The sequence below is a fragment of the Variovorax paradoxus genome (assembly GCF_030815975.1).
Classification (GTDB): Bacteria; Pseudomonadota; Gammaproteobacteria; order Burkholderiales; family Burkholderiaceae_C; genus Variovorax; species Variovorax paradoxus_N.
The window spans coordinates 3349533-3368577 of the sequence record NZ_JAUSXL010000002.1; the positions used below are offsets into that span (position 1 = coordinate 3349533).

The following is a 19045-nucleotide window of genomic DNA, read 5'->3' on the forward strand; positions in this document are numbered from 1 at the left end:
GTCGACTAGATGACGATGCCCAGAGGCTACGAATGCCGCCCCTGACCCGCAAGGACGAAGAAACCGCGGTTTCTGCCAGCGACGTGGTGCTGGTGGTGTTCGACGGCGTCGAGGTGATCGACGTCGCCGGTCCCGCCAGCGTGTTCAGCAAGGCCGGGCAGATGCATCCCGGCCGGTACCGCCTGCACATCGCCTCCCCGGCCGGCGGCACCGTGGCGACGAACGGCGGCCTGAGCTTTGCGGGCACCTGCAGCCTGCAGCAGCTGCCCGCGTCGATCGACACGCTGATCGTGGCCGGCGGTGACGAGCCGGCGGTGCGCGCGGCCATCCTCGAGCAGCACATCGGCGCCTGGCTCAGGCAGGTGGCGCCGCGCACGCGCCGCATGGCGAGCGTGTGCAGCGGCGCCTTCGCGCTGGCTGCGGCCGGGCTGCTCGACGGCCGCGAGGCCACCACGCACTGGCGCGTGTGCGACCAGCTCCAGGCGCTGCGGCCGCAGGTGCGGGTGCAGCGCGAGCGCATCTATGTGCGCGACGGGCCCGTGTGGACGTCGGCCGGCGTCACCACCGGCATCGAGCTCGCGCTTGCGCTGGTCGAGGACGACCTCGGCCATGCGGTGTCGATGGAGATCGCCCGCACGCTGGCGCTGCCGATGCTGCGCGGCGGGGCGCAGCCGCAGCTGACGCAGGCGCTCCAGGCGCAAGCCTCGGCCAGCCACCGCCTGCGCGAACTGGTAGCGTGGATCGGCACGCATCCGCAGGACGACCTGTCGGTCGAGGCTCTGGCCGGGCGCGTGCAGATGAGCCCGAGAAATTTCGCGCGCGCCTTCGCGGCCGAGACCGGCTGCACGCCGGCGCGCTTTGTCGAACAGGTCCGCGTGGCCGCCGCCGCGCAGCTGCTGCGCCAGACGCGGTGGCCGCAGGACCGCATCGCGAGCCGCAGCGGCTTCCGCTCGGTGGACGCGCTGCAGCGCGCCTTCGCGCGGCAGCACGGCCTGACGCCGCAAGCCTATCGAACCCATGACGACACCTGACGCTTCTTCCCTCGCACTGATCGACGACTGTTCCCGAGCCTCGCTGCAACTCCTGGAGCGCAACCTGACGCCGCACGGCATCCTGGCCGCGAGCCGCACCGAGGCCGCCGTGGCGCGGCGCTACACGCGCATCTTCGGGCGCGACGCGGCCATCTGCGTGATGGCCATGTGCGGCAGCGGCGTGCCCGCACTGGAGCAGGGCGCGGTGGCCAGCCTCGACGCGCTGGCCGCGCAGCAGGCGGCCAACGGGCAGATTCCCAAGTACGTCGACCCCGATGGCCAGGATGCCGACTTCTGGTACCTGGGCTGCATCGACGCCACGCTGTGGTGGCTGATCGCGGTGGACCATGTGCGCCGCCATGGAAGCGTTGGCGCCTCGCACTGGAGCAGCGAGGTGGAAAGCGCCATCGGCTGGCTGCTGGCGCAGGAGCACCAGCACTTCCGGCTGCTGCAGCAGAACGAGGCCAGCGACTGGGCCGACATCATGCCGCGCTCGGGCTACGTGCTGTACAGCAATGCGCTCTGGTACGACGTGAAGCGCCGCTTCGCGCTGGACCACGCCGAAGCCACCGAGCACCACTTCAACCACCTGTTCAATCCGTTCCAGCAGGACCTGCCCGAATACCACCGTGCCCGGCTGCTGCGGCACTATGCGCGCCGCGGGCGAGCCGATTCGGGCCTGTACCTCAGCTTCGTCAACCTGTCATTCGCCGGCAACGAGGGCGACGTGTTCGGCAACGTGCTGGCCATTCAGAGCGGGCTGGCCGATTCGGAGATGGCGAACCGCATCGTCAGGACCATTGCCGCGGCAGGTGCCTGCGAGCCTTATCCGGTGCGCGTGGTGCTGCATCCGCTGACGCGCGAACATGCCCTCTGGCGGCCGTACATGGCGCGCCACCAGCAGAACGTGGTGCACCAGTACCACAACGGCGGCATCTGGCCTTTCGTGGGCGGCTTCTGGGTGATGGCGCTCGCCCGCCTGGGCCTGCATGACATGGGCTGGTCCGAGCTTGCGCGCCTTGCGCACGTGAACCAGCTCGGCGGCTGGCGTTTTACCGAGTGGTTCCACGGCCGCACGCTGGCGCCGATGGGCATGGCGGGCCAGAGCTGGAACGCCGCGACTTTTCTGCTCGCGCAGCGCGCACTGCAGGGTGGCGAGGCGGGATGGTGACGGGTTGCAGGGCAGCGGCGGCTGGCCTGCATGGGAGGCATGGGCCGTATACGTTCTGACGCATTCCCCGGGGGGGCCGCTACGCTTATATTGTGCGCAACCACAACCCAGATATCCCCACCATGACCGACTTTCGCCCCGCCTTCGACCAGAGCTTCGGCAAGATCGCCGCCGACCGCCTGCCCGAACTGCTGCGCGCCATGCCCAAGGCCGAGCTGCACATGCACATCGAAGGCTCGCTCGAACCCGAGCTGATCTTCGCGCTCGCGCAGCGCAACGGCGTGGCCCTGCCGTACGCCAGCGTCGAAGAGCTGCGCCGCGCCTACGCCTTCACCAACCTGCAGAGCTTTCTCGACATCTACTACGCCGGCGCCAGCGTGTTGCTGAAGGAGCAGGACTTCCACGACATGGCCTGGGCCTACCTGGAACGCGCCGCGGCCGACAACGTGGTGCACACCGAGATGTTCTTCGACCCGCAGACCCACACCGCGCGCGGCGTGCCGATGGAGACCGTCGTCCACGGCCTGCACCGCGCCTGCGCCGATGCACAGGCGAAGCTCGGCGTGAGCGCGGCGCTGATCCTGTGCTTCCTGCGCCACCTGAGCGAGGAAGAGGCCTTCGAAACGCTGGAGCAGGCCCTGCCATTTCGTGACTTGTTTCTCGGCGTGGGGCTCGATTCGAGCGAGCTCGGCCATCCGCCCGAGAAATTCGCGCGCGTGTTCGCGCGCTGTCGCGAGCTGGGCTTTCACCTTGTCGCGCATGCGGGTGAGGAGGGGCCGCCGGCCTATGTGTGGAGCGCGCTCGACGTGCTCAAGGTGGAGCGCGTCGACCACGGCGTGCAGAGCGCAAAGGACCCGGCGCTGATGAAGCGCCTCGCGCAGGACCGCATTCCGCTCACCGTGTGCCCGCTGTCCAACCTCAAGCTCTGCGTGTTCCCTGATCTGGCGCAGCACAACCTCGGCGCGCTGCTCGATGCGGGGCTGGTGGCCACCGTCAATTCGGACGACCCAGCCTACTTCGGCGGCTACATGAACCAGAACTTCACGCAGACCTTCGCGGCCACCGGGCTCGGTGTGCAGCAGGCCTGGCAGCTTGCGGCCAACAGCTTCGAAGGCAGCTTCATCGACGCTGCCGCCAAGCGTGCCTACGTCGATCGGCTCAACGCAGTCTTCGCGAGCTTCTGATCGGCCACGGCGGGCCGCGGCACCAGCAGCGGCATTGCCACCAGCGCGCAGGCACTGGCCACGAGCCACACCAGCGGCCAGCCCTGCAGCGCGAGCAGGTGCGGGATCGAGAGCGGCGTGAGGAAGCAGGCCAGGAACACGCTGGTGTTCGCCATGCCCAGGGCCGTGCCCGCGCGGGCCGCGCCGGCCAGCGTGGCCAGCTCCGTATAGGCCACGCCGTGCCAGGCCGACACACAGACACCGCTGGCCGCGAGCAACGCTACCAGCGCCATGCGCAGCGCCGCGGAATCGGCCGCGTGCGTGCCTGCCGCCATCACCAGCAGCGCGAGCCCTGCGAACAGCCCCACGCTGAGCGCGCTGCAGGCGCGCAGGTAGGCGGGCCGGTTGCGGCGGCGGTCGGTCCAGCGGCCGCTCCACACACGCATCACCATCGCGCCGACCTGCACCAGGACCATCGTGGCCGTGATGGCTGCGAGGCCCGCATGGCCGAAATCGTGCAGGAACACCGTGCCGAAGGACAGCACCGCGAACTGCGGCGCGCACAGAATGCCGATGCCGGCCGCGATGCGCCACACGCGGGCGTCGCGCAGCGGGCCTGCCTTGGCCGCCGTCGCCGCTTCCACGGGCTTGTTGCTGCGCGGCGCGACGGGCGGCTCGTGCACCCAGGCCCAGCTCGCTGCCGCGCCCAGTGCGCACAGCAGCGCGAGCAGGCCATACAACGCGGCAAAGCCGAAGTGCAGTGCCACGAACGGCAGCACCAGCGCACCGATGCCGCCGCCAAGCGGCACGGCCGTCTGGCGCACGCTCATCGCGAGCCCGCGCTCGTTGTCGTCGAACCAGGTCATCACCGCGCGTCCGCTGGCGCCGTTGACGCTGCCGCCCAAGAGGCCGACCAGCAGCAGCCCGCCGCCGAGCCAACCCAGGCCGGGAATGTGCGCGCCGCCAGGCACGGCCCACAGTGCCATTGCCACCAGCGCCACGGCCATGCTGCCCAGGCCCATGAGCAGCACCGGCCGGTCGCCCCAGCGGTCGGTCAACAGGCCCCACGGCAGTTCGCTGATGGCGATGCCCAGGCCCATGAGGCCGAGCACGAGGCCGAGCATGGCGTTGTCGAGCCGGTAGCCGGTGCGCATCAGCACGGCCGTCATCGGAATGCCGTTGACGGCCACGGAGAACGCCGCGTTGGCGGCGACGCCCGCAGCCAGCACCTTCCAGCGGTGGCGCGGCGAGTATGAAACGGAGGAGGTCGAATGAGTCATCTTGCGGCGCAGTGTCCGCCGTTGCAAAGGTTTTGAAAATCAGAAAATAATGAGCGAATCGTTCCAAAAAACAGGACGATCCAATGAAGGGTGAATCCATGTCCCAGGTGATGTTCGATCTCGACGTGCTGCGCAGTTTTTCCACCGGCATCGCGCTGGGCAGCTATGCGCGCGCGGCCGACCGGCTGGGCCGTTCGACCTCGGCGGTCAGCGCGCAGTTGAAGAAGCTCGAGGCGCAGGCCGGCACTGCGCTGTTCCGCAAGGCCGGCCGCGGCCTGGAGCTCACCGACGCGGGCGAAACGCTGCTGGCCTATGCCCACCGCATGCTCGAACTCAACGAGGAAGCGGGCGCCGCCATGCGCGGTGCGGACCTGCAGGGCTGGGTGCGGCTCGGCCTGCAGGAAGACTTCGGCGAAACGCTGCTGCCCGCGGTGCTCGGCCGCTTCGCACGCGCCCATCCCAAGGTGCGCATCGAAGCCTGCGTGGCGCGCAGCGCCGAATTGCGCGAACGGCTCGAACTGCGGCAGCTCGACCTCGCCCTGGCGTGGGACACCGGCGATCAGATGACGCCGCACGGCGAGCGCGTGGCGCGCCTGCCGCTGCAATGGATCGGCCCCAGGGCGCCCGATGCGCTCGATGCAGCCTGGTGGAAGGAGCGCGAGCGCCGCGGCACCAGCGCGCGCAAGTCGAAGGAACCGCTGCCGCTGGTCCTGCTCGACGCGCCATGCCCGCTGCGCGACATCGTCGTTGCCGCGCTCGACCGCGCCGGCACGCCGTGGCGCCATGCGTTCGGCAGTGCCAGCCTGGCCGCGCTGTGGGCCGCCACGTCGGCCGGCCTGGGCCTGTCGGTGCGCACGCCCTTCGGCCTGCCGGCGCATGTGCGCGCCATCGACCGCACGGCCGTCGGCCTGCCCGCGCTGCCGCAGATGTCGCTCATGCTCTATCGCGCGCAGGCTGCGGCCGAGGCGCCGGTGGGCCGGCTCGCCACGCTGCTGCTGGAAGCCGTGCGCGAGCATGTGCAGGCCGAACCGGTGCAGCTGCACTGAACGGCCGCCGCTAAAATCCGCACCCCGCAGCCGGGCGTCCCGGCCGGCTGCGGTTTTTTTGCTTTTCCGGGGCCATGTAGAGGACCACCATGTACAAAAACCTCGCGGGCCGCGCCGTTCTGGCGTGGGCAGCCGCTTGTTTTCTATCTCCCGCCTTTTCGCAACCGCAGGCTTCGAAGGAGCCGCTGAAGATCGGCTTCGTCTACGTCACGCCGGTCACCGATGCCGGCTGGGTGCGCCAGCATGAAGAGGGCCGCAAGGCCGTCGATGCGGCGCTCGGCGGCAAGGTCAGGACCACCTTCGTCGAGAACGTGCCAGAGGGCGCCGACGCCGAGCGCGTGATCCGCGACCTCGCGCAGCAGGGCAACCGGCTGATCTTCACGCCCAGCTTCGGCTACATGGAGCCGACGCTCAAGGTGGCGCGCGACTTTCCCGACGTGAAGTTCGAATCGATCACCGGCTACAAGGGCGCGCCCAACGTTGCCACCGCCAACGCGCGCTACTACGAAGGCCGCTACCTCGCGGGCATCGCGGCCGGCCGCATGACGAAGACCAACATTGCGGGCTACGTGGCGGGCTTTCCGATTCCCGAGGTGCTGCAGGGCATCAACGCGTTCACGCTCGGCATGCGGTCCGTGAATCCGAACGCCAAGGTGATCGTGGTGTGGCTCAACGAGTGGTTCGATCCGCCGAAGGAACGCGATGCCGCCATGGCGCTGTTCAACCAGAACGCCGATGTGGTCGCCTTCCACACCGGCTCCACCGCCGTGATGGCCGCTGCGCAGGAGCGGGGCAAGATGGCCGTGGCCTACCACTCCGACATGCGCAAGACCGCGCCCGACGCGCAGATCGTCGCCGTCACGCACCAGTGGGGCGGCTACTACGTGCAGCGCGCGCAGGCGGTGCTCGACGGCAGCTGGAAAAAGCGGCAACGTCTGGGGCGGCGTGAAGGAAGGAATGATCCGCGTCGGCGACTTCGGCAGCAAGGTGCCCCAGGCAGTGCAGCAGGAAGTGCTGGCGCGGCAGAAGGACATCGCTGTCGGCAGGCTGCAGCCGTTTCGCGCGGTGAACAGCGACGTGCGCGACAACGAAGGCCGCACCGTCATCGCCAAGGGTGCGCAGCTGAACGACGAGCAGATCCTCAAGATGAACTGGCTCGTCGAGGGCGTGCAGGGGCGCGTGGCGCGCTAACCCAGCCGCTCGACCACGAAATCCACGAAGGTCCGCAGCTTGGCACTCGGCCGTGCTTCGGGCAGCCGCATGATGTGCACCGGGCGCGTCGGCAGCTCCCACTCGGACAGCAGCTGAACCACCTGGCCCGAGGCCAGGGCCGGCCCGAGCAGCGCATCGGCCTGCACGATCACGCCGACGCCGGCCATCGCCGCAGCCAGCAGCGCCTGCCCGTTGTTGGTGCTGAGCGGGCCGCGCACCGGCACATGCACCGTTTGCCTGTTGCGCGTGAAGCGCCATGAATGGTTCGGGCCCCACGCCGCGAAGCCGAGCAGCGGGAAAGCCTCCAGTTCGGACGGGTGCTTCGGCCGCCCGTGGCGTGCGACCCATGCGGGGCTGGCCACCGCGAACATGCGCGCCAACGCGAGCGGCCTTGCGATGAGCCGTTCATCGACCGCTGCGCCGGAGCGAATGCCGCAGTCGAAGCCCTCTTCGGCCAGATCGACCACGCGGTCGTTGAGGTTCAGGTCCACCTTCACCTGCGGATAAGCGGCGATGTATTCGGCGATGACCGGCGTGAGCCGGTGCGCGCCATAGGCCACCGGCGCCGTGACGCGCAGCACGCCCTGCGGCATGGCGCGCAGCGACTCGGCCACGCCGTCGGCGGTGTGCACGCTCGCGAGCACGTCGCGGCAGCGCTCCAGGTAGGCCGCGCCGATTTCCGTGAGCGCATGGCGCCGGGTGGTGCGTTCGAGCAGGCGCGCGCCCAGTTGCGCTTCGAGTGCGCGGATGTGCTTGCCGACCATCACGGCCGAGAGATCGAGCGCCTCTGCGGCGGCGGCGAAGCTGCCCGCGTCCACCGTCGCGACGAAGACTTCCATGGCGCGCAGCTTGTCCATATTGAGAACCCAGGGTTTCGAATTGCCGAACCGGATGGCAATTTATCAAACTATCCATTCGCAAAACAATGCACTTCCTGATTTCATTCGGAAGGTTGTCATGAAGATTCTTGTCGTGGGCGCTACGGGTGCCGTAGGCAGTGCGGTGGCCGACGTGCTGGTCGAACGCGGGCACGAGGTGGTGCGCGCGGGCCGCACGCGCGGCGACCGGCAGGTCGACATCACGAGCGATGCGAGCGTCGAGGCGCTGTATGCGGCGGTGGGGCGCGTCGATGCGATCGTCTCGGCGGCCGGAGGGCTGTTCTTCGGGCCGATCGCCGAAATGCGGCCGGCCGACTTCAACATCGGCCTGCAGGACAAGCTGCTGGGCCAGGTGCGGCTCGCGCTGCTGGGCCAGCATGTGCTGGCCGATGGCGGCTCGATCACGCTGACCACGGGCGTCGCCGCCGACGACCCCGTTCGCGGGGGAGGCAATGCGGCTGCCGTGAATGCAGCCGTGGAGGGTTTCGTGAAAGGCGCAGCGATCGAGCTGTCGCGCGGCCTGCGCATCAATGCGGTGAGTCCGACGTTGCTGACCGAATCGTTGGCCGCGTATGGCGCGCTCTTTCCGGGCGTCGAAACCGTACCGGCCGCGCGTGTGGCGCTGGCCTATGTGCGCAGCGTCGAAGGCCCGCTGACGGGGCGCGTCTTTCGCGTGTGGCAATGAGCAGGCGCACACGGCTGGCCGGCGCGCTGCTCGCGCTCGCCACGACGGCGGCCATTGCCGCACCGCCCGCCGTACAGGCGCTGCCCGAAGACTGGTATCCGGAAAGCGTCGCCATCGGGCCGGACGGTGCGTTCTATGTCGGCAGCTGGCGGCAGGGGGCGGTCGCCAGGTTGAAGCCGGGTGTCGCGCCGAAGGCCGAGGTGCTGGTCAAGCCCGGCGCCAACGGCCTGGCGAACGGGCAGGGCGTGCTGGTCGATGCGAAGCGCCGGGCCCTGTGGGTCTGCTCGGGCAACAGCGGCTTCACCACCGTGCCGCAGACGCCGAGCGCGCTCAAGCGCTACGACCTGGCGACAGGCGCGCCGCGCGCGAGCTATGCGATGCCTGACGCGGGCTACTGCAACGATCTCGCGCAGGACGCACGCGGCAACATCTACGTGACCGACTCCTTTCATCCGCGCGTGCTGCGGCTCGCGCCCGATGCCACGGCGCTCACGGTCTGGAAGGAAAGCCCGTCACTGGCCGGCGAAGGGCCGTACAAGGGCTTGAACGGCATTGCGATCGATGACGGCCGCGACATCTACGTGAGCCTCGTGGCCGCTGCATCGCATCTGCTGCGCATCGGTTTGAACGCCGACGGCGGCGCCGGCGAGGTCACGCGCATCGATGCGCCGCGCGTGATGAAGAACGTCGACGCGATCCGCGCCTGGAAACCCGGCCGGCTGGTGCTGTTCGAGAGCAATGCCTTCGGCGACGGACCCTACGGCGGGCAGGTCACGCTGGCGCGCATCGACGGCGTGAAGCTCGGGCTGCGGACAGTGGTGGGCGGGCTCAACGATCCTTCCTCCGGGGCGGTGCTGGGCGACCGCGTCTACTTCATCGAGTCGAAGTACGGCCTGTTGCTCAAACACAAGGACGACGACGCGGCCGTTCCCCGCGGCGTGCCTTTCGACATTCAGTCGCGCGCCTTGCCGCCGGATTGAAGTGCGTTCGCCATATAGCACTCATACGCGCATGGAAATTGCAGCGGCCCGGGGCTGGATTACCCTCGGCCACCACGATGAAAAAAGCCTACCGCGCCTCCCTCCTGCGATTCGACGACGCCGGCCTGCCCGTTTTCGATGAAGACGGGCTGCTGGTCGTCGCGCCCGACAGCGCCGGCCGCCAGCGCGTGCTCGACGCCGGCAGCCATGCCGCCGTGTCACCGCGCCATCCCGATGCCCAGGTGACGCACCTGCCGGGCCGCATCCTCGCACCCGGCTTCGTGGACATGCACATCCATTTTCCGCAGACCGACATCATCGGCTCGCCCTCGCCGGGCCTGCTGCCCTGGCTCGAGAACTACACCTTTCCGGCGGAAGCGAGGTTCGCCGACCCGGCGCATTCGAACGAAGTGGCCGATGTGTTCTTCGATGAGCTGCTGCGCAACGGCGTCACCACCGCGCTGGCCTTCGCGACCTCGCACGTGGCCTCGGTCGATGCCTTCTTCGAGGGCGCCCAGCGCCGCGGCCTGCGCATGATCAGCGGCAAGGTGCTGCAGGACCGGCATTCGCCCGACGGCGTGCGCGACCAGACCGAGCAGAGCCTCATCGACTCCGAGGCGCTGATCCGCAAGTGGCACAACACCGGCCGCCTGGGCTATGCCATCACGCCGCGCTTTGCGCCCGCGAGCACCGACGCCCAGATGCGCGGCGCGGGCGAACTGGCCGCGAAATACGGCGACACCTGGATCCAGTCGCACGTGGCCGAGAACCGCGACGAGGTGGCGTGGGTGCGCGAGCTCTATCCGCAGGCGCGTTCGTACCTCGACGTGTACGCTGGCTTCGGGCTGATGCGCGAACGCGCCGTGTACGCGCATTGCATCTACCTGGACGACACAGACCGCGCGCTGCTGCGCGACACGAAGACGGCCGCCGCCGTGAGCCCGACCAGCAACCTGTTCCTGGGCAGCGGCTTCTTCGATTTCGGCGCGGCCGACCGCGTGGGCTACCCGTACGGGCTGGCCAGCGACGTGGGAGGCGGCACCAGCTTCAGCCCCTTCCATACGATGATGGCGGCCTACTACGTGGGCCGCGAGGGCCAGACCAAGGCCGGCCTGAGCATCGCGCCCTCCGAACTCTGGTGGCGCCACACCGGTGGCGCGGCGCGCGCGCTGGGGCTGGGTGGCGTGATCGGCAATCTGCAGCCCGGCTGCGAGGCCGACTTCCTGGTGCTCAACCCCCAGGCCACGCCCCTGCTGGCGCGCAAGGCCGCGCGCGCGAACAGCCTCGAGGAGCTGCTGTTCGCGATGATCGTGCTCGGCGACGACCGCCTGGTCGAGCGCACGGTGATCTCGCAGGCGGGATAGCCGCAAGCTCGCCGCAGCCGGAGGGGGTGGGGCATGGCGCATGCCACAATTCGCGCCATTCCTCCCCGCAGCAGCATCAGCGACCGCATATGAGCATAAAGAGCGACAAATGGATCCGGCGCATGGCCGAGCAGACCGGCATGATCGAGCCCTTCGAGCCCGGCCAGGTGCGCGAGGCCGCCGGCCACAAGATCATCAGCTATGGCACCTCGAGCTACGGCTACGACATCCGGTGCGCGCCTGAATTCAAGGTTTTCACCAACATCCACAGCACCGTGGTCGACCCGAAGAATTTCGACGAGAAGAGCTTCGTCGACATGCACGGCGACTACTGCATCATTCCGCCCAACAGCTTCGCGCTGGCGCGCACGGTCGAGTACTTTCGCATCCCGCGCAACGTGCTCACCATCTGCCTGGGCAAGAGCACCTATGCGCGCTGCGGCATCATCGTCAACGTGACGCCGTTCGAGCCCGAATGGGAAGGCTACGTGACGCTCGAATTCAGCAACACCACGCCGCTGCCCGCCAAGATCTATGCGGGCGAGGGCTGCGCGCAGGTGCTGTTCTTCGAGAGCGACGAAGTCTGCGAGACCAGCTACAAGGACCGCGGCGGCAAGTACCAGGGCCAGCGCGGCGTCACGCTGCCCAAGACCTGATCCGCGCATTCTGACCGCCGGTTACGCAGCAGGCGGCCGGGCCAAGTACCATCCAGAGGCGATCCGGCAAACCCGCAAGGCCGGCAAGGAGACTGCGATGAGATGGGAAGGCAACGAACAATCCGACAACGTCGAAGACCGCCGTGGTGAAGGCGGCGGCGGTGGTGGCGGCGGCTTCATCGGCGGGCGAAGCATCGGCATCGGCACCATTGCCGTCGCGCTGATCGCAGGCTGGATCTTCGGCATCAATCCGCTGACCGTGCTGAGCCTCCTGAGCGGCGGCGGTGGCGAACAGGCCCAGGTGCAACAGCAGCAAGGCCCCGCGCCCAAGCCGCCCTCGAGCGACCGCGAGGCGGCCTTCGTGTCGACCGTGCTGCGCAACACCGAGGTGGTCTGGACGGGCATCTTCCGGCAGAACGGCGGCAGCTACCAGCCGCCGCGGCTCGTGCTGTTCCGCGGTGCCACGCCCACGGCCTGCGGCACCGGCCAGGCGGCCATGGGGCCGTTCTACTGCCCCGGCGACAAGAAGGTCTACATCGACCTCGGCTTCTACGAAACGCTCAAGAACCAGCTCGGCGCGCCCGGCGAATTCGCGCAGGCCTACGTCATCGCGCACGAGGTCGGCCACCATGTGCAGGACGAGCTCGGCGTGACCGCCAAGGTCGACGGCATGCGCGGGCGCCTGAGCCAGGCGCAGAACAACGCGCTGAGCGTTCGCGTCGAGCTGCAGGCCGACTGCTTTGCCGGCATCTGGGCACACCATTCGCAGGAGTCGAAGAAGTGGCTCGACCCGGGCGACATCGAGGCCGCGATGAATGCCGCGCAGAAGATCGGCGACGACGCGCTGCAGCGTTCCGCGGGCCGCGCCGTGGTGCCCGACAGCTTCACGCACGGGTCGAGCGCGCAGCGCCAGCGCTGGTTCGGCGCGGGCTACCAAAGCGGCGACGTCAAGTCCTGCGACACCTTCAACGCACGCAGCCTTTGAGGATCGAGGGCGTGAAGCGCCCGTGAACAAAGAACTTGTTGCTATGAAATAAATAGCAATGCGGGCGGCGCGGACGTTGTCGCGCCGCTGTCACTGCCATTTTTTGCGGCAGTGCGACAATAGAGGGCTTAATGACAAGCTCCTTCTCCAATCTATCGCTGGCGGAACCGCTGGCGCGCGCCGTAGCCGAAATGGGCTACGAAACCATGACTCCCATCCAGGAGCAGGCCATTCCGGTCGTGCTTTCGGGCCAGGACGTGATGGGGGCCGCGCAGACCGGCACCGGCAAGACCGCGGCGTTTTCGCTGCCCTTGCTGCAGCGCATGCTCAAGCACGAGAACTCGTCCACGTCGCCTGCGCGGCATCCGGTGCGTGCACTGGTGCTGCTGCCCACGCGCGAACTGGCCGACCAGGTGGCCCAGCAGGTCAAGCTGTATGCCAAGTACACCAACCTGCGCAGCACGGTGGTGTTCGGCGGCATCGACATGAAGCCTCAGACGCTCGAGCTCAAGAGAGGCGTCGAAGTGCTGGTGGCCACGCCGGGCCGGCTGCTCGACCACATCGAAGCCAAGAACGCGGTGCTCAACCAGGTGGAGTACGTGGTGCTCGACGAGGCCGACCGCATGCTCGACATCGGCTTTCTGCCCGACCTGCAGCGCATCCTGAGCTACCTGCCCAAGCAGCGCACCACGCTCTTGTTCTCGGCCACTTTCTCGCCCGAGATCAAGCGGCTTGCGGGCAGCTACCTGCAGAACCCCGTCACCATCGAGGTGGCGCGGCCGAACGAAACGGCCTCCACCGTCGAGCAGCACTTCTACAGCGTGACCGACGACGACAAGCGCCGCGCGCTCAAGCAGATCGTGAAGCAGCGCGGCATCACGCAGGCCTTCGTGTTCGTCAACAGCAAGCTCGGCTGCGCGCGCCTCGCACGCTCGCTGGAGCGCGAAGGTCTTCGCACCACCGCGTTGCACGGCGACAAGAGCCAGGACGAGCGCCTGAAGGCGCTTGCCTCGTTCAAGGCCGGCGAGGTCGACCTCCTGGTGTGCACCGACGTCGCAGCCCGCGGCCTCGACATCAAGGACGTGCCCGCGGTCTTCAACTTCGACATCCCGTTCAACGCCGAAGACTACGTGCACCGCATCGGCCGCACCGGCCGTGCCGGCGCCTCGGGCCTGGCCGTGAGCTTTGCCAGCGGCGGCAACGATGTGCGCCTGGTGGCCGACATCGAGAAGCTGATCAAGAAGAAGATCGAGCTCGAACCTGTCGAGTTCGAGGAAGACACCCCGCGCGGCCGCATCAACGACGGCCGCCGCCACTGGCGCGAAGAAGGCGAAGCCGGCGATGCACGCGACGTGCTCGACCAGCCGCGCGAGCGCCGCGAGGCCGAAGCCCGGCGGGGCGGCGGACGCCCGCATCGCGCACCCTCGGCGCCGCGCGATCCGTTCTTCGACAAGCCCTACGAACCGGGCCAGGCCGAAGCCACGCCTGCCTGGGAAGCTGCCGCCAAGGCGGCGCCTTCGCGCGGCATCTCGAGCAACATCAAGACCAAGCGCAAGGTTGCGGCCCTCTTCAAGAGTGCCGAAACCAACTGATTCCCAACCGCTGGGCTTGTCTTTCCGTGAAACACCGCGGAACCGGCTTTGCCGGGCCGCTGGTGTTGCCCCCGGTAGGGGGTTGGCGTAGCGACACGAAGTGCGCGAAGACTGGGGGCGAGCCTGCCTCTACCTCCATCCGCGGTGCCATCCGTAGCGCGGGTGGTGCCAGCCATATCCGTAGCGCGGGTGGTAGTTCCACACGAAACCCACGCCCGGCGATACATAGGTCGGTGCCACATAGGCGACGCCCGGAGGCGCGGCATAGACGGGTTGCGCCGGTGCGACCACGCAACCGGTCAAGGTGGCCGCGAGCGCGGCGGCCGAGAGGGCGAGAACAGGCAGTTTCATGGCGATGCTCCTGGGACGAGTTGTGATCGTTGTTCCCAGGAAACGCCCCGCGCCACCAGCGGATGACGTCCTTTACCCTGACGAAATAATGTGACCGGCCCGTTGCAGGTCGGCCTCGCAGAAGTGAGCTGCTGCGCCCCTTCAGATCACGTGGAAATGGTGCGTTCCGTCGCGCGCCAGCTGCGCGACAAGCCCGTATTCCCATTCGAGGTAGGCCTGCATGGCCTCGGCCGGCGCATCCGTGCCTTCATAGGGCCGGCGGTAGCGGTCGGTGCGCGGTGTCGCCAGGCGCGTTTCGCCGGTTTCGGCTTCCAGGCCGGCCGCGAACCATGCCGCGTTGCCGCCGGCCAGCACCAGCACTTCCACGTCGCGCTGCCCGCGCGCATCGAGCGCCTGGCGCAGGTCGGCCGCGGCATAGCGCGCGAGCAGGCTGCTGCCGCAGGTCAGCACATAGCGCTGCGCGGGCGGGATGGCCGCATCGACGGCCTGCGCGAGGTGGGCGCGGATGGCATACCAGGCGCCGGGAATGTGGCACTTCAGGTAGTTGGCGCTGGTGGTCACGTCGATCACCGCCGTGCCGATCTGCTGCTCCAGCAAGGCCGCCAGCTCCCTGGGCGAGATCTCTGGCACGGTGGCCGCGGCGGGCGGATAGGCGGGCGGCGGCGCCGCCGTCTCGGCGAAGGCCGAAGCTGGCGGCAGCGGGTCGAGCACGTAGACCTCCCAGCCCATCTGCGCGAGCCATGAGGCACTCATCGAGGCCCGCACACCGTCATCGTCGGCCAGCACGATGCGCGCGCCGCGCACCGGCACCTGGTGATCGGTTTCCTGCACCAGCTGCCCACCCGGCGCGCTCGCGAAGCCGGGCAGGTGGCCGGCCTCGTATTCCTCGGGCGTACGCACGTCGAAGCGGTACACGGTGCGCCCCGGGGCTTCCAGCGCATGCAGCGCATCGAGCGCGATGCGGCGTACGCCGGCCTTGTCGGCCACGCGGCGCGCGTCGGCCTGCGCCTGCGCGCGGTGCGCATCGGACACCACGGCCGGCGCCTTGCGGTCCGCGCCGTGGTCGAGCACCTGGCCCGCGAGCTTCCAGCCGATGGTGCCGTTGCGCAGCGCCGCCACCGGGTTCGAAATGCCCGCATTCACCAGCGATTGCGTGCCGATGATGCTGCGCGTGCGCCCCGCGCAATTGACGATCACTTGCGTCGCCGGATCGGGTGCGAGCTCGCGCACGCGCAGCACCAGTTCCGCGCCGGGCACGCTGGTGGCCGAGGGAATGCTCATGGTCCGGTATTCGTCGAAGCGGCGCGCGTCGAGCACCACCACGTCGGCCTTGCCGTCGATCAGTGCCTTCACCTCGGGCGCGGTGAGCGACGGCGTGTGCCGCTCGTGCTCGACCAGTTCGCCGAACGATTTGCTCGGCACGTTCACGTCGCGGAACAGCTCGCCGCCGGCCGCACGCCAGCCTTCGAGGCCGCCTTCGAGCAGGTGCACATTCGTGTAGCCCAGTGCGGCGAAGGTGCGCGCGGCCGGCGGCGCCAGGTCGGTGCCTTCATGCGCGCCGTACAGCACGATGAAGGTGTCCCGCCGCGGAATGCGCCGCCAGGCTTCGATCTCGATGCGCGAGAGCGGCAGGTTCGCGGCCCACAGCGGGTGCGCCTGCGCAAAGGGGTCTTCCTCGCGCACGTCGAGCAGCGCGGTTTCCTCGCGCGCGACGAGCCGCTCTCGCACGGCGGCGAAGGGCAGAAGGGGGAAGGCGGCTGTCGTCATGCTGGATCCGGTTTTCGAGGTTCGGCGCTGCGGTCCCACAGGTTGGGCAGCAGCGCATTGGAGTAGCCCGAGACAAAGGGCTTGCGTCCGCCTTCGTTCGGGTAAGTATGCCGCCGCACGGCGCCGATGTTGGCGCCGTACACGTGGATGCTGATCGACACGCGGTCCGCATGCGCGTTGTGCACGCGGTGCAGGTCGCCGATGGCGGGCGACACGGCTTCCACCTCGCCGGCGTCGAGCCGCACCGCTTCGCCTTGCGGCTGCGCGCGGCCATCGCTGCCGACGGCGTAGCCCTGGCTGTATTCGGCGCCGCGCAGTATGCCGATCAGGCCCCACACCGTGTGGTCGTGCACCGGCGTCGCCTGCCCCGGCCCCCAGACAAAGCTCACGACTGAAAAGCGTTCAGTGCTGTCGGCATGCAGCAGGAACTGCTGGTAGCGCGCGGGGTCGGGTTGGGCAAAGGCGCCGGGCAGCCAGTCGTCGCGTGCCACCAGCGTGCGAAGCAGGGCGCCGCCTTCGGAGAGGATGCGCGGCTCGTCCGGGCCGCTGTCGAGCAGGCGGCCGAACGCGATGACGAATTCGCGCAGCGGTGCGATCGCCGAGGTGCCGCTCACGCGGGGCGCCTCCACAGCTGCGCATCGGTGATGGCGCGTACGTCCACGCGCACCGGCAGGATACCGTCGCGCGCCGAGCGGTCGGCCACCGTCTGCAGGGCCGCAATGTCGGCTTCGGACACCGGCCGGCCCGTGACCGAGGCGCGCGCGGTGATGATGCGCGCCGATTCGATTGGCAGGCGTGTGAGCTGGCTGTAGGCCTGCGCATAGGCCTCGGGGTTGGCCAGCGCCCATTCGCCCGCGCGCGCCAGCCGGTCGAGAAACTGCACGATGGCAGCGCGCTTTGCCGGATCGGCCAGCGAGGGCTCGCTCGCGGTGATGAAGCCCAGCGCCGTGTTGATGCCGCGGCCGTCGCGCAGGATGCGCCCGCCCTGCTGCAGCGCGATCGTGTAGTAGGGGTCGAACACGGCCCAGGCGTCGATCTGCTTCGAGGCGAAGGCCGCGGCCGCATCGGTCGGCAGCACGAACTTCACCGTGACCTCGTCGCGCCGCACGCCGGCTTCCTCGAGCGCACCATAGAGCTGGTATTGCGAGATGCTGCCGCGCGCGGACGAGACGATCGCGGTCTTGCCGCGCAGGTCGGCCACCTTGCGCAGCGGTGAGTCGGGCTGCACCACGATGCCCAGTGCATCGGCCTTGCCGACGCGCGTGGCGACGATCTTGAGCGGCGTCCGGCCGACGGCCGCAGCCAGCACCGGCAGGTCGCCGGCCACGGCCGTGTCGACGGCCGCGCTGCGCTGCGCCTCGAACAGCGGGGCCGCGCCCTGGAAGTTGGCCCAGCGGTAGGCAAAGGGCGCACCCTCCAGGGCCTTCGAGGCCTCGAACAGTGCGCGCAGGCCGCCGGCCTGGTCGCCGAGCACCAGCACGGTCTGCGATTGTGCCCATGCGCGCAGCGGACCGGTGGCTGCCAAGGAGAGTGCGGCACCCTGCTTGAGCCAGTTGCGGCGCGAGGCTTTCGAGAAGAAGAGATCGCTCATGCGGCGGCTCCCGTCGAAAGCAGTGCGCGCTTGCCTGCCGCGACCAGGATCGCGTCGTTCTGCGGCGTGTGAATGCGGCTGCACAGCACGTCGCGGTAGTGCCGCTCGAGCGGGTTCTGCCGCGTGAGGCCGTGGTTGCCGCTCAGCTGCAGCGCGAGTTCGACCGCGCGGATGGCATTGTTCGTCACGGTGTACTTCAGCAGGCCGCTGTCGGTGGCCGGTTGCGCGCGGCCTTCGTCGATGGCGCGCGTCGCATCGTCGAGCAGCACGCGGTTGGTGCGCAGCAGCGCCTCGATCTCTCCCACATGCTCCTGCACGCGCGCAAGGCTCGCGAGCGGCGCGCCCAGGTTGCCGGGCGCACGCTGGTTGAGAAAACCCGCCAGCCAGCCGTGCGCGGCCTGCGCCACCGCGTCGTAGAGGCTGCCGAGCAGCACCGTCATCCAGGCCTGCTGCGCGGCGTGGGCATCGATGTCGGTCTGGCTGCCGGCGTCGGGCGCCCAGTCGGCCGGTGCGCGAAGGTCGACCGCGTGGTCGAGCTCGATCGCCACGTTCTCGAACACCACCTCGTGGCTGCCCGATGCGCGCAGGCCCAGGTGGTCCCAGCTCGCGATCACGCGCACGCCGGGCGCATCGCGCGGCACCAGGAACACGCCGGTGCGCGGCACTGGCTCGTCGGTACGCGCCCACACGGCGAGCCACGAGAGGCCTTCGATGCCCGTCGTGTAGAGCTTGTGGCCGTCGATCCTCCAGCCGCTGCCTTCGCGGCGCGCCACCGTCGCGGGCAGCCCGCCGCGCGCGGGCGAACCGAGCGCGGGCTCGACGCGCAGCGCGTTGATGAGCGCACCGCGTTCCACCGCGCTGCGCAGCACCCGTTCGCGCAGGTGCGGCGGCCAGCGGCCGTCGCTGCGCGCGAGCGCATGGTGCTGCAGATAGGTCATCGTCAGGATCAGCGCGGTGGCCGGCTCGCCGCGCGCCACGGCCGCGATCACGCGCCGCGCGGTCGCCAGCGTGGCAGCGCCGCCGCCGCAGGCCGCGGGCGCCACCAGGCCGATGAGGCCGCGCGCCTGCAGCGCCTCGAAGTTCTCGCGCGGAAAGGCGCCGCTGCGGTCGTGGTCGGCCGCGGTGGCGGCGAACTGGGCCGACAGGCCGGCCAGCAGCGCGGCATCGACGGTGGCGGGTGTGGTTTCTTCAGGCGTGGCCGACGGGCGGCGCAAGGGGAGTGCACTCATGGTGCCTGCACGGTAACGGGACGGCCCGGGACGGAAAACGACGCATCCCGCATATGCAAACTCG

The 19045-nt window shown here is 69.2% G+C and carries 17 protein-coding genes and 1 pseudogene; 11 read left to right on the top strand and 7 right to left on the bottom strand.

The genetic code is table 11. The features are described 5' to 3' along the window. The first annotated feature begins 32 nt into the window (after window positions 1-32). From QFZ47_RS19465 to QFZ47_RS19475, 3 genes are all read left to right on the top strand, one after another. Window positions 33-1031: a GlxA family transcriptional regulator gene (locus tag QFZ47_RS19465; RefSeq protein ID WP_307657184.1), complete on the top strand. Its 999-nt coding sequence runs from the start codon at window positions 33-35 to the stop codon at window positions 1029-1031. After that, entirely contained in the window at window positions 1018-2202 is a 1185-nt protein-coding gene (locus tag QFZ47_RS19470; RefSeq protein ID WP_307657185.1) for an amylo-alpha-1,6-glucosidase, read from the top strand. The genes QFZ47_RS19465 and QFZ47_RS19470 overlap by 14 nt, the downstream gene beginning before the upstream one ends. Window positions 2203-2324: 122 nt before the next feature. Beyond that, window positions 2325-3386: an adenosine deaminase gene (locus QFZ47_RS19475; RefSeq protein ID WP_307657186.1), complete on the top strand. Its 1062-nt coding sequence runs from the start codon at window positions 2325-2327 to the stop codon at window positions 3384-3386. Here QFZ47_RS19475 and QFZ47_RS19480 read toward each other — a convergent pair. Then, window positions 3347-4645 (bottom strand): MFS transporter, encoded by a 1299-nt coding sequence (locus QFZ47_RS19480; protein ID WP_307657187.1) that lies wholly within the window; start codon window positions 4643-4645, stop codon window positions 3347-3349. The genes QFZ47_RS19475 and QFZ47_RS19480 overlap by 40 nt on opposite strands. A gap of 98 nt (window positions 4646-4743) precedes the next feature. On the opposite strand from QFZ47_RS19480, the gene QFZ47_RS19485 reads away from it, so the two are divergent. Further along, on the top strand, window positions 4744-5691 hold the full coding sequence (locus tag QFZ47_RS19485; RefSeq protein WP_307658975.1) for a LysR substrate-binding domain-containing protein: 948 nt from the start codon (window positions 4744-4746) through the stop codon (window positions 5689-5691). Window positions 5692-5780: 89 nt separating this feature from the next. Beyond that, window positions 5781-6882, top strand: a pseudogene (locus QFZ47_RS19490) (BMP family ABC transporter substrate-binding protein). On the opposite strand, the gene QFZ47_RS19495 reads toward QFZ47_RS19490, so the two are convergent. Continuing rightward, a complete protein-coding gene (locus QFZ47_RS19495; protein ID WP_307657188.1) occupies window positions 6879-7760 on the bottom strand; it encodes a LysR family transcriptional regulator in 882 nt (293 codons plus the stop codon). The pseudogene QFZ47_RS19490 and the gene QFZ47_RS19495 sit on opposite strands and share 4 nt — an antisense overlap. Window positions 7761-7860: 100 nt before the next feature. On the opposite strand from QFZ47_RS19495, the gene QFZ47_RS19500 reads away from it, so the two are divergent. The 6 genes from QFZ47_RS19500 (at window position 7861) to QFZ47_RS19525 (ending at window position 14043) form a co-directional block, all read left to right on the top strand. Further along, a complete protein-coding gene (locus QFZ47_RS19500) occupies window positions 7861-8466 on the top strand; it encodes a short chain dehydrogenase (protein WP_307657189.1) in 606 nt (201 codons plus the stop codon). Beyond that, the gene (locus QFZ47_RS19505; protein WP_307657190.1) at window positions 8463-9446 is read left to right on the top strand and encodes a hypothetical protein; all 984 of its coding nucleotides are present in this window, start codon (window positions 8463-8465) and stop codon (window positions 9444-9446) included. Before QFZ47_RS19500 ends, QFZ47_RS19505 begins: the two co-directional genes overlap by 4 nt. A 77-nt stretch (window positions 9447-9523) precedes the next feature. Continuing rightward, entirely contained in the window at window positions 9524-10810 is a 1287-nt protein-coding gene (guaD, locus tag QFZ47_RS19510) for a guanine deaminase (protein WP_307657191.1), read from the top strand. An 89-nt stretch (window positions 10811-10899) separates the two neighbouring features. Continuing rightward, complete coding sequence (gene dcd, locus QFZ47_RS19515) at window positions 10900-11466, top strand: dCTP deaminase (protein WP_018905384.1); 567 nt, start codon at window positions 10900-10902, stop codon at window positions 11464-11466. A 97-nt stretch (window positions 11467-11563) separates the two neighbouring features. Beyond that, window positions 11564-12451, top strand: a complete 888-nt coding sequence (gene ypfJ / locus QFZ47_RS19520) for a KPN_02809 family neutral zinc metallopeptidase (protein WP_307657192.1) — start codon at window positions 11564-11566, stop codon at window positions 12449-12451. A 131-nt stretch (window positions 12452-12582) separates the two neighbouring features. Beyond that, complete coding sequence (locus QFZ47_RS19525; protein WP_307657193.1) at window positions 12583-14043, top strand: DEAD/DEAH box helicase; 1461 nt, start codon at window positions 12583-12585, stop codon at window positions 14041-14043. A 129-nt stretch (window positions 14044-14172) separates the two neighbouring features. On the opposite strand, the gene QFZ47_RS19530 is transcribed toward QFZ47_RS19525, so the two are convergent. The 5 genes from QFZ47_RS19530 to QFZ47_RS19550 all read right to left on the bottom strand — a co-directional run bounded on the left by QFZ47_RS19530 (window position 14173) and on the right by QFZ47_RS19550 (window position 18981). Continuing rightward, entirely contained in the window at window positions 14173-14394 is a 222-nt protein-coding gene (locus tag QFZ47_RS19530; RefSeq protein WP_307657194.1) for a hypothetical protein, read from the bottom strand. Between the two features lie 141 nt (window positions 14395-14535). Next, entirely contained in the window at window positions 14536-16161 is a 1626-nt protein-coding gene (locus QFZ47_RS19535; RefSeq protein ID WP_307657195.1) for a rhodanese-related sulfurtransferase, read from the bottom strand. Then, window positions 16158-16775, bottom strand: coding sequence for a cysteine dioxygenase family protein (locus QFZ47_RS19540; RefSeq protein ID WP_307657196.1), 618 nt, complete (start codon window positions 16773-16775; stop codon window positions 16158-16160). The genes QFZ47_RS19535 and QFZ47_RS19540 overlap by 4 nt, the downstream gene beginning before the upstream one ends. Beyond that, window positions 16772-17752 carry an ABC transporter substrate-binding protein gene (locus tag QFZ47_RS19545; RefSeq protein ID WP_307657197.1) on the bottom strand — a complete coding sequence of 327 codons (981 nt, stop codon included), beginning with the start codon at window positions 17750-17752 and terminating at the stop codon, window positions 16772-16774. Before QFZ47_RS19545 ends, QFZ47_RS19540 begins: the two co-directional genes overlap by 4 nt. Next, the gene (locus tag QFZ47_RS19550; RefSeq protein WP_307657198.1) at window positions 17749-18981 is read right to left on the bottom strand and encodes an acyl-CoA dehydrogenase family protein; all 1233 of its coding nucleotides are present in this window, start codon (window positions 18979-18981) and stop codon (window positions 17749-17751) included. Before QFZ47_RS19550 ends, QFZ47_RS19545 begins: the two co-directional genes overlap by 4 nt. Window positions 18982-19045: the final 64 nt, after the last annotated feature.

Bases quoted from the DNA above. Each gene is read 5' to 3' on its own strand.
- QFZ47_RS19465 (WP_307657184.1), top strand. From the start codon at position 33: ATGCCGCCCCTGACCCGCAAGGACGAAGAAACCGCGGTTTCTGCCAGC.
- QFZ47_RS19470 (WP_307657185.1), top strand. From the start codon at position 1,018: ATGACGACACCTGACGCTTCTTCCCTCGCACTGATCGACGACTGTTCC.
- QFZ47_RS19475 (WP_307657186.1), top strand. From the start codon at position 2,325: ATGACCGACTTTCGCCCCGCCTTCGACCAGAGCTTCGGCAAGATCGCC.
- QFZ47_RS19480 (WP_307657187.1), bottom strand. From the start codon at position 4,645: ATGACTCATTCGACCTCCTCCGTTTCATACTCGCCGCGCCACCGCTGG.
- QFZ47_RS19485 (WP_307658975.1), top strand. From the start codon at position 4,744: ATGTCCCAGGTGATGTTCGATCTCGACGTGCTGCGCAGTTTTTCCACC.
- QFZ47_RS19495 (WP_307657188.1), bottom strand. From the start codon at position 7,760: ATGGACAAGCTGCGCGCCATGGAAGTCTTCGTCGCGACGGTGGACGCG.
- QFZ47_RS19500 (WP_307657189.1), top strand. From the start codon at position 7,861: ATGAAGATTCTTGTCGTGGGCGCTACGGGTGCCGTAGGCAGTGCGGTG.
- QFZ47_RS19505 (WP_307657190.1), top strand. From the start codon at position 8,463: ATGAGCAGGCGCACACGGCTGGCCGGCGCGCTGCTCGCGCTCGCCACG.
- guaD (WP_307657191.1), top strand. From the start codon at position 9,524: ATGAAAAAAGCCTACCGCGCCTCCCTCCTGCGATTCGACGACGCCGGC.
- dcd (WP_018905384.1), top strand. From the start codon at position 10,900: ATGAGCATAAAGAGCGACAAATGGATCCGGCGCATGGCCGAGCAGACC.
- ypfJ (WP_307657192.1), top strand. From the start codon at position 11,564: ATGAGATGGGAAGGCAACGAACAATCCGACAACGTCGAAGACCGCCGT.
- QFZ47_RS19525 (WP_307657193.1), top strand. From the start codon at position 12,583: ATGACAAGCTCCTTCTCCAATCTATCGCTGGCGGAACCGCTGGCGCGC.
- QFZ47_RS19530 (WP_307657194.1), bottom strand. From the start codon at position 14,394: ATGAAACTGCCTGTTCTCGCCCTCTCGGCCGCCGCGCTCGCGGCCACC.
- QFZ47_RS19535 (WP_307657195.1), bottom strand. From the start codon at position 16,161: ATGACGACAGCCGCCTTCCCCCTTCTGCCCTTCGCCGCCGTGCGAGAG.
- QFZ47_RS19545 (WP_307657197.1), bottom strand. From the start codon at position 17,752: ATGAGCGATCTCTTCTTCTCGAAAGCCTCGCGCCGCAACTGGCTCAAG.
- QFZ47_RS19550 (WP_307657198.1), bottom strand. From the start codon at position 18,981: ATGAGTGCACTCCCCTTGCGCCGCCCGTCGGCCACGCCTGAAGAAACC.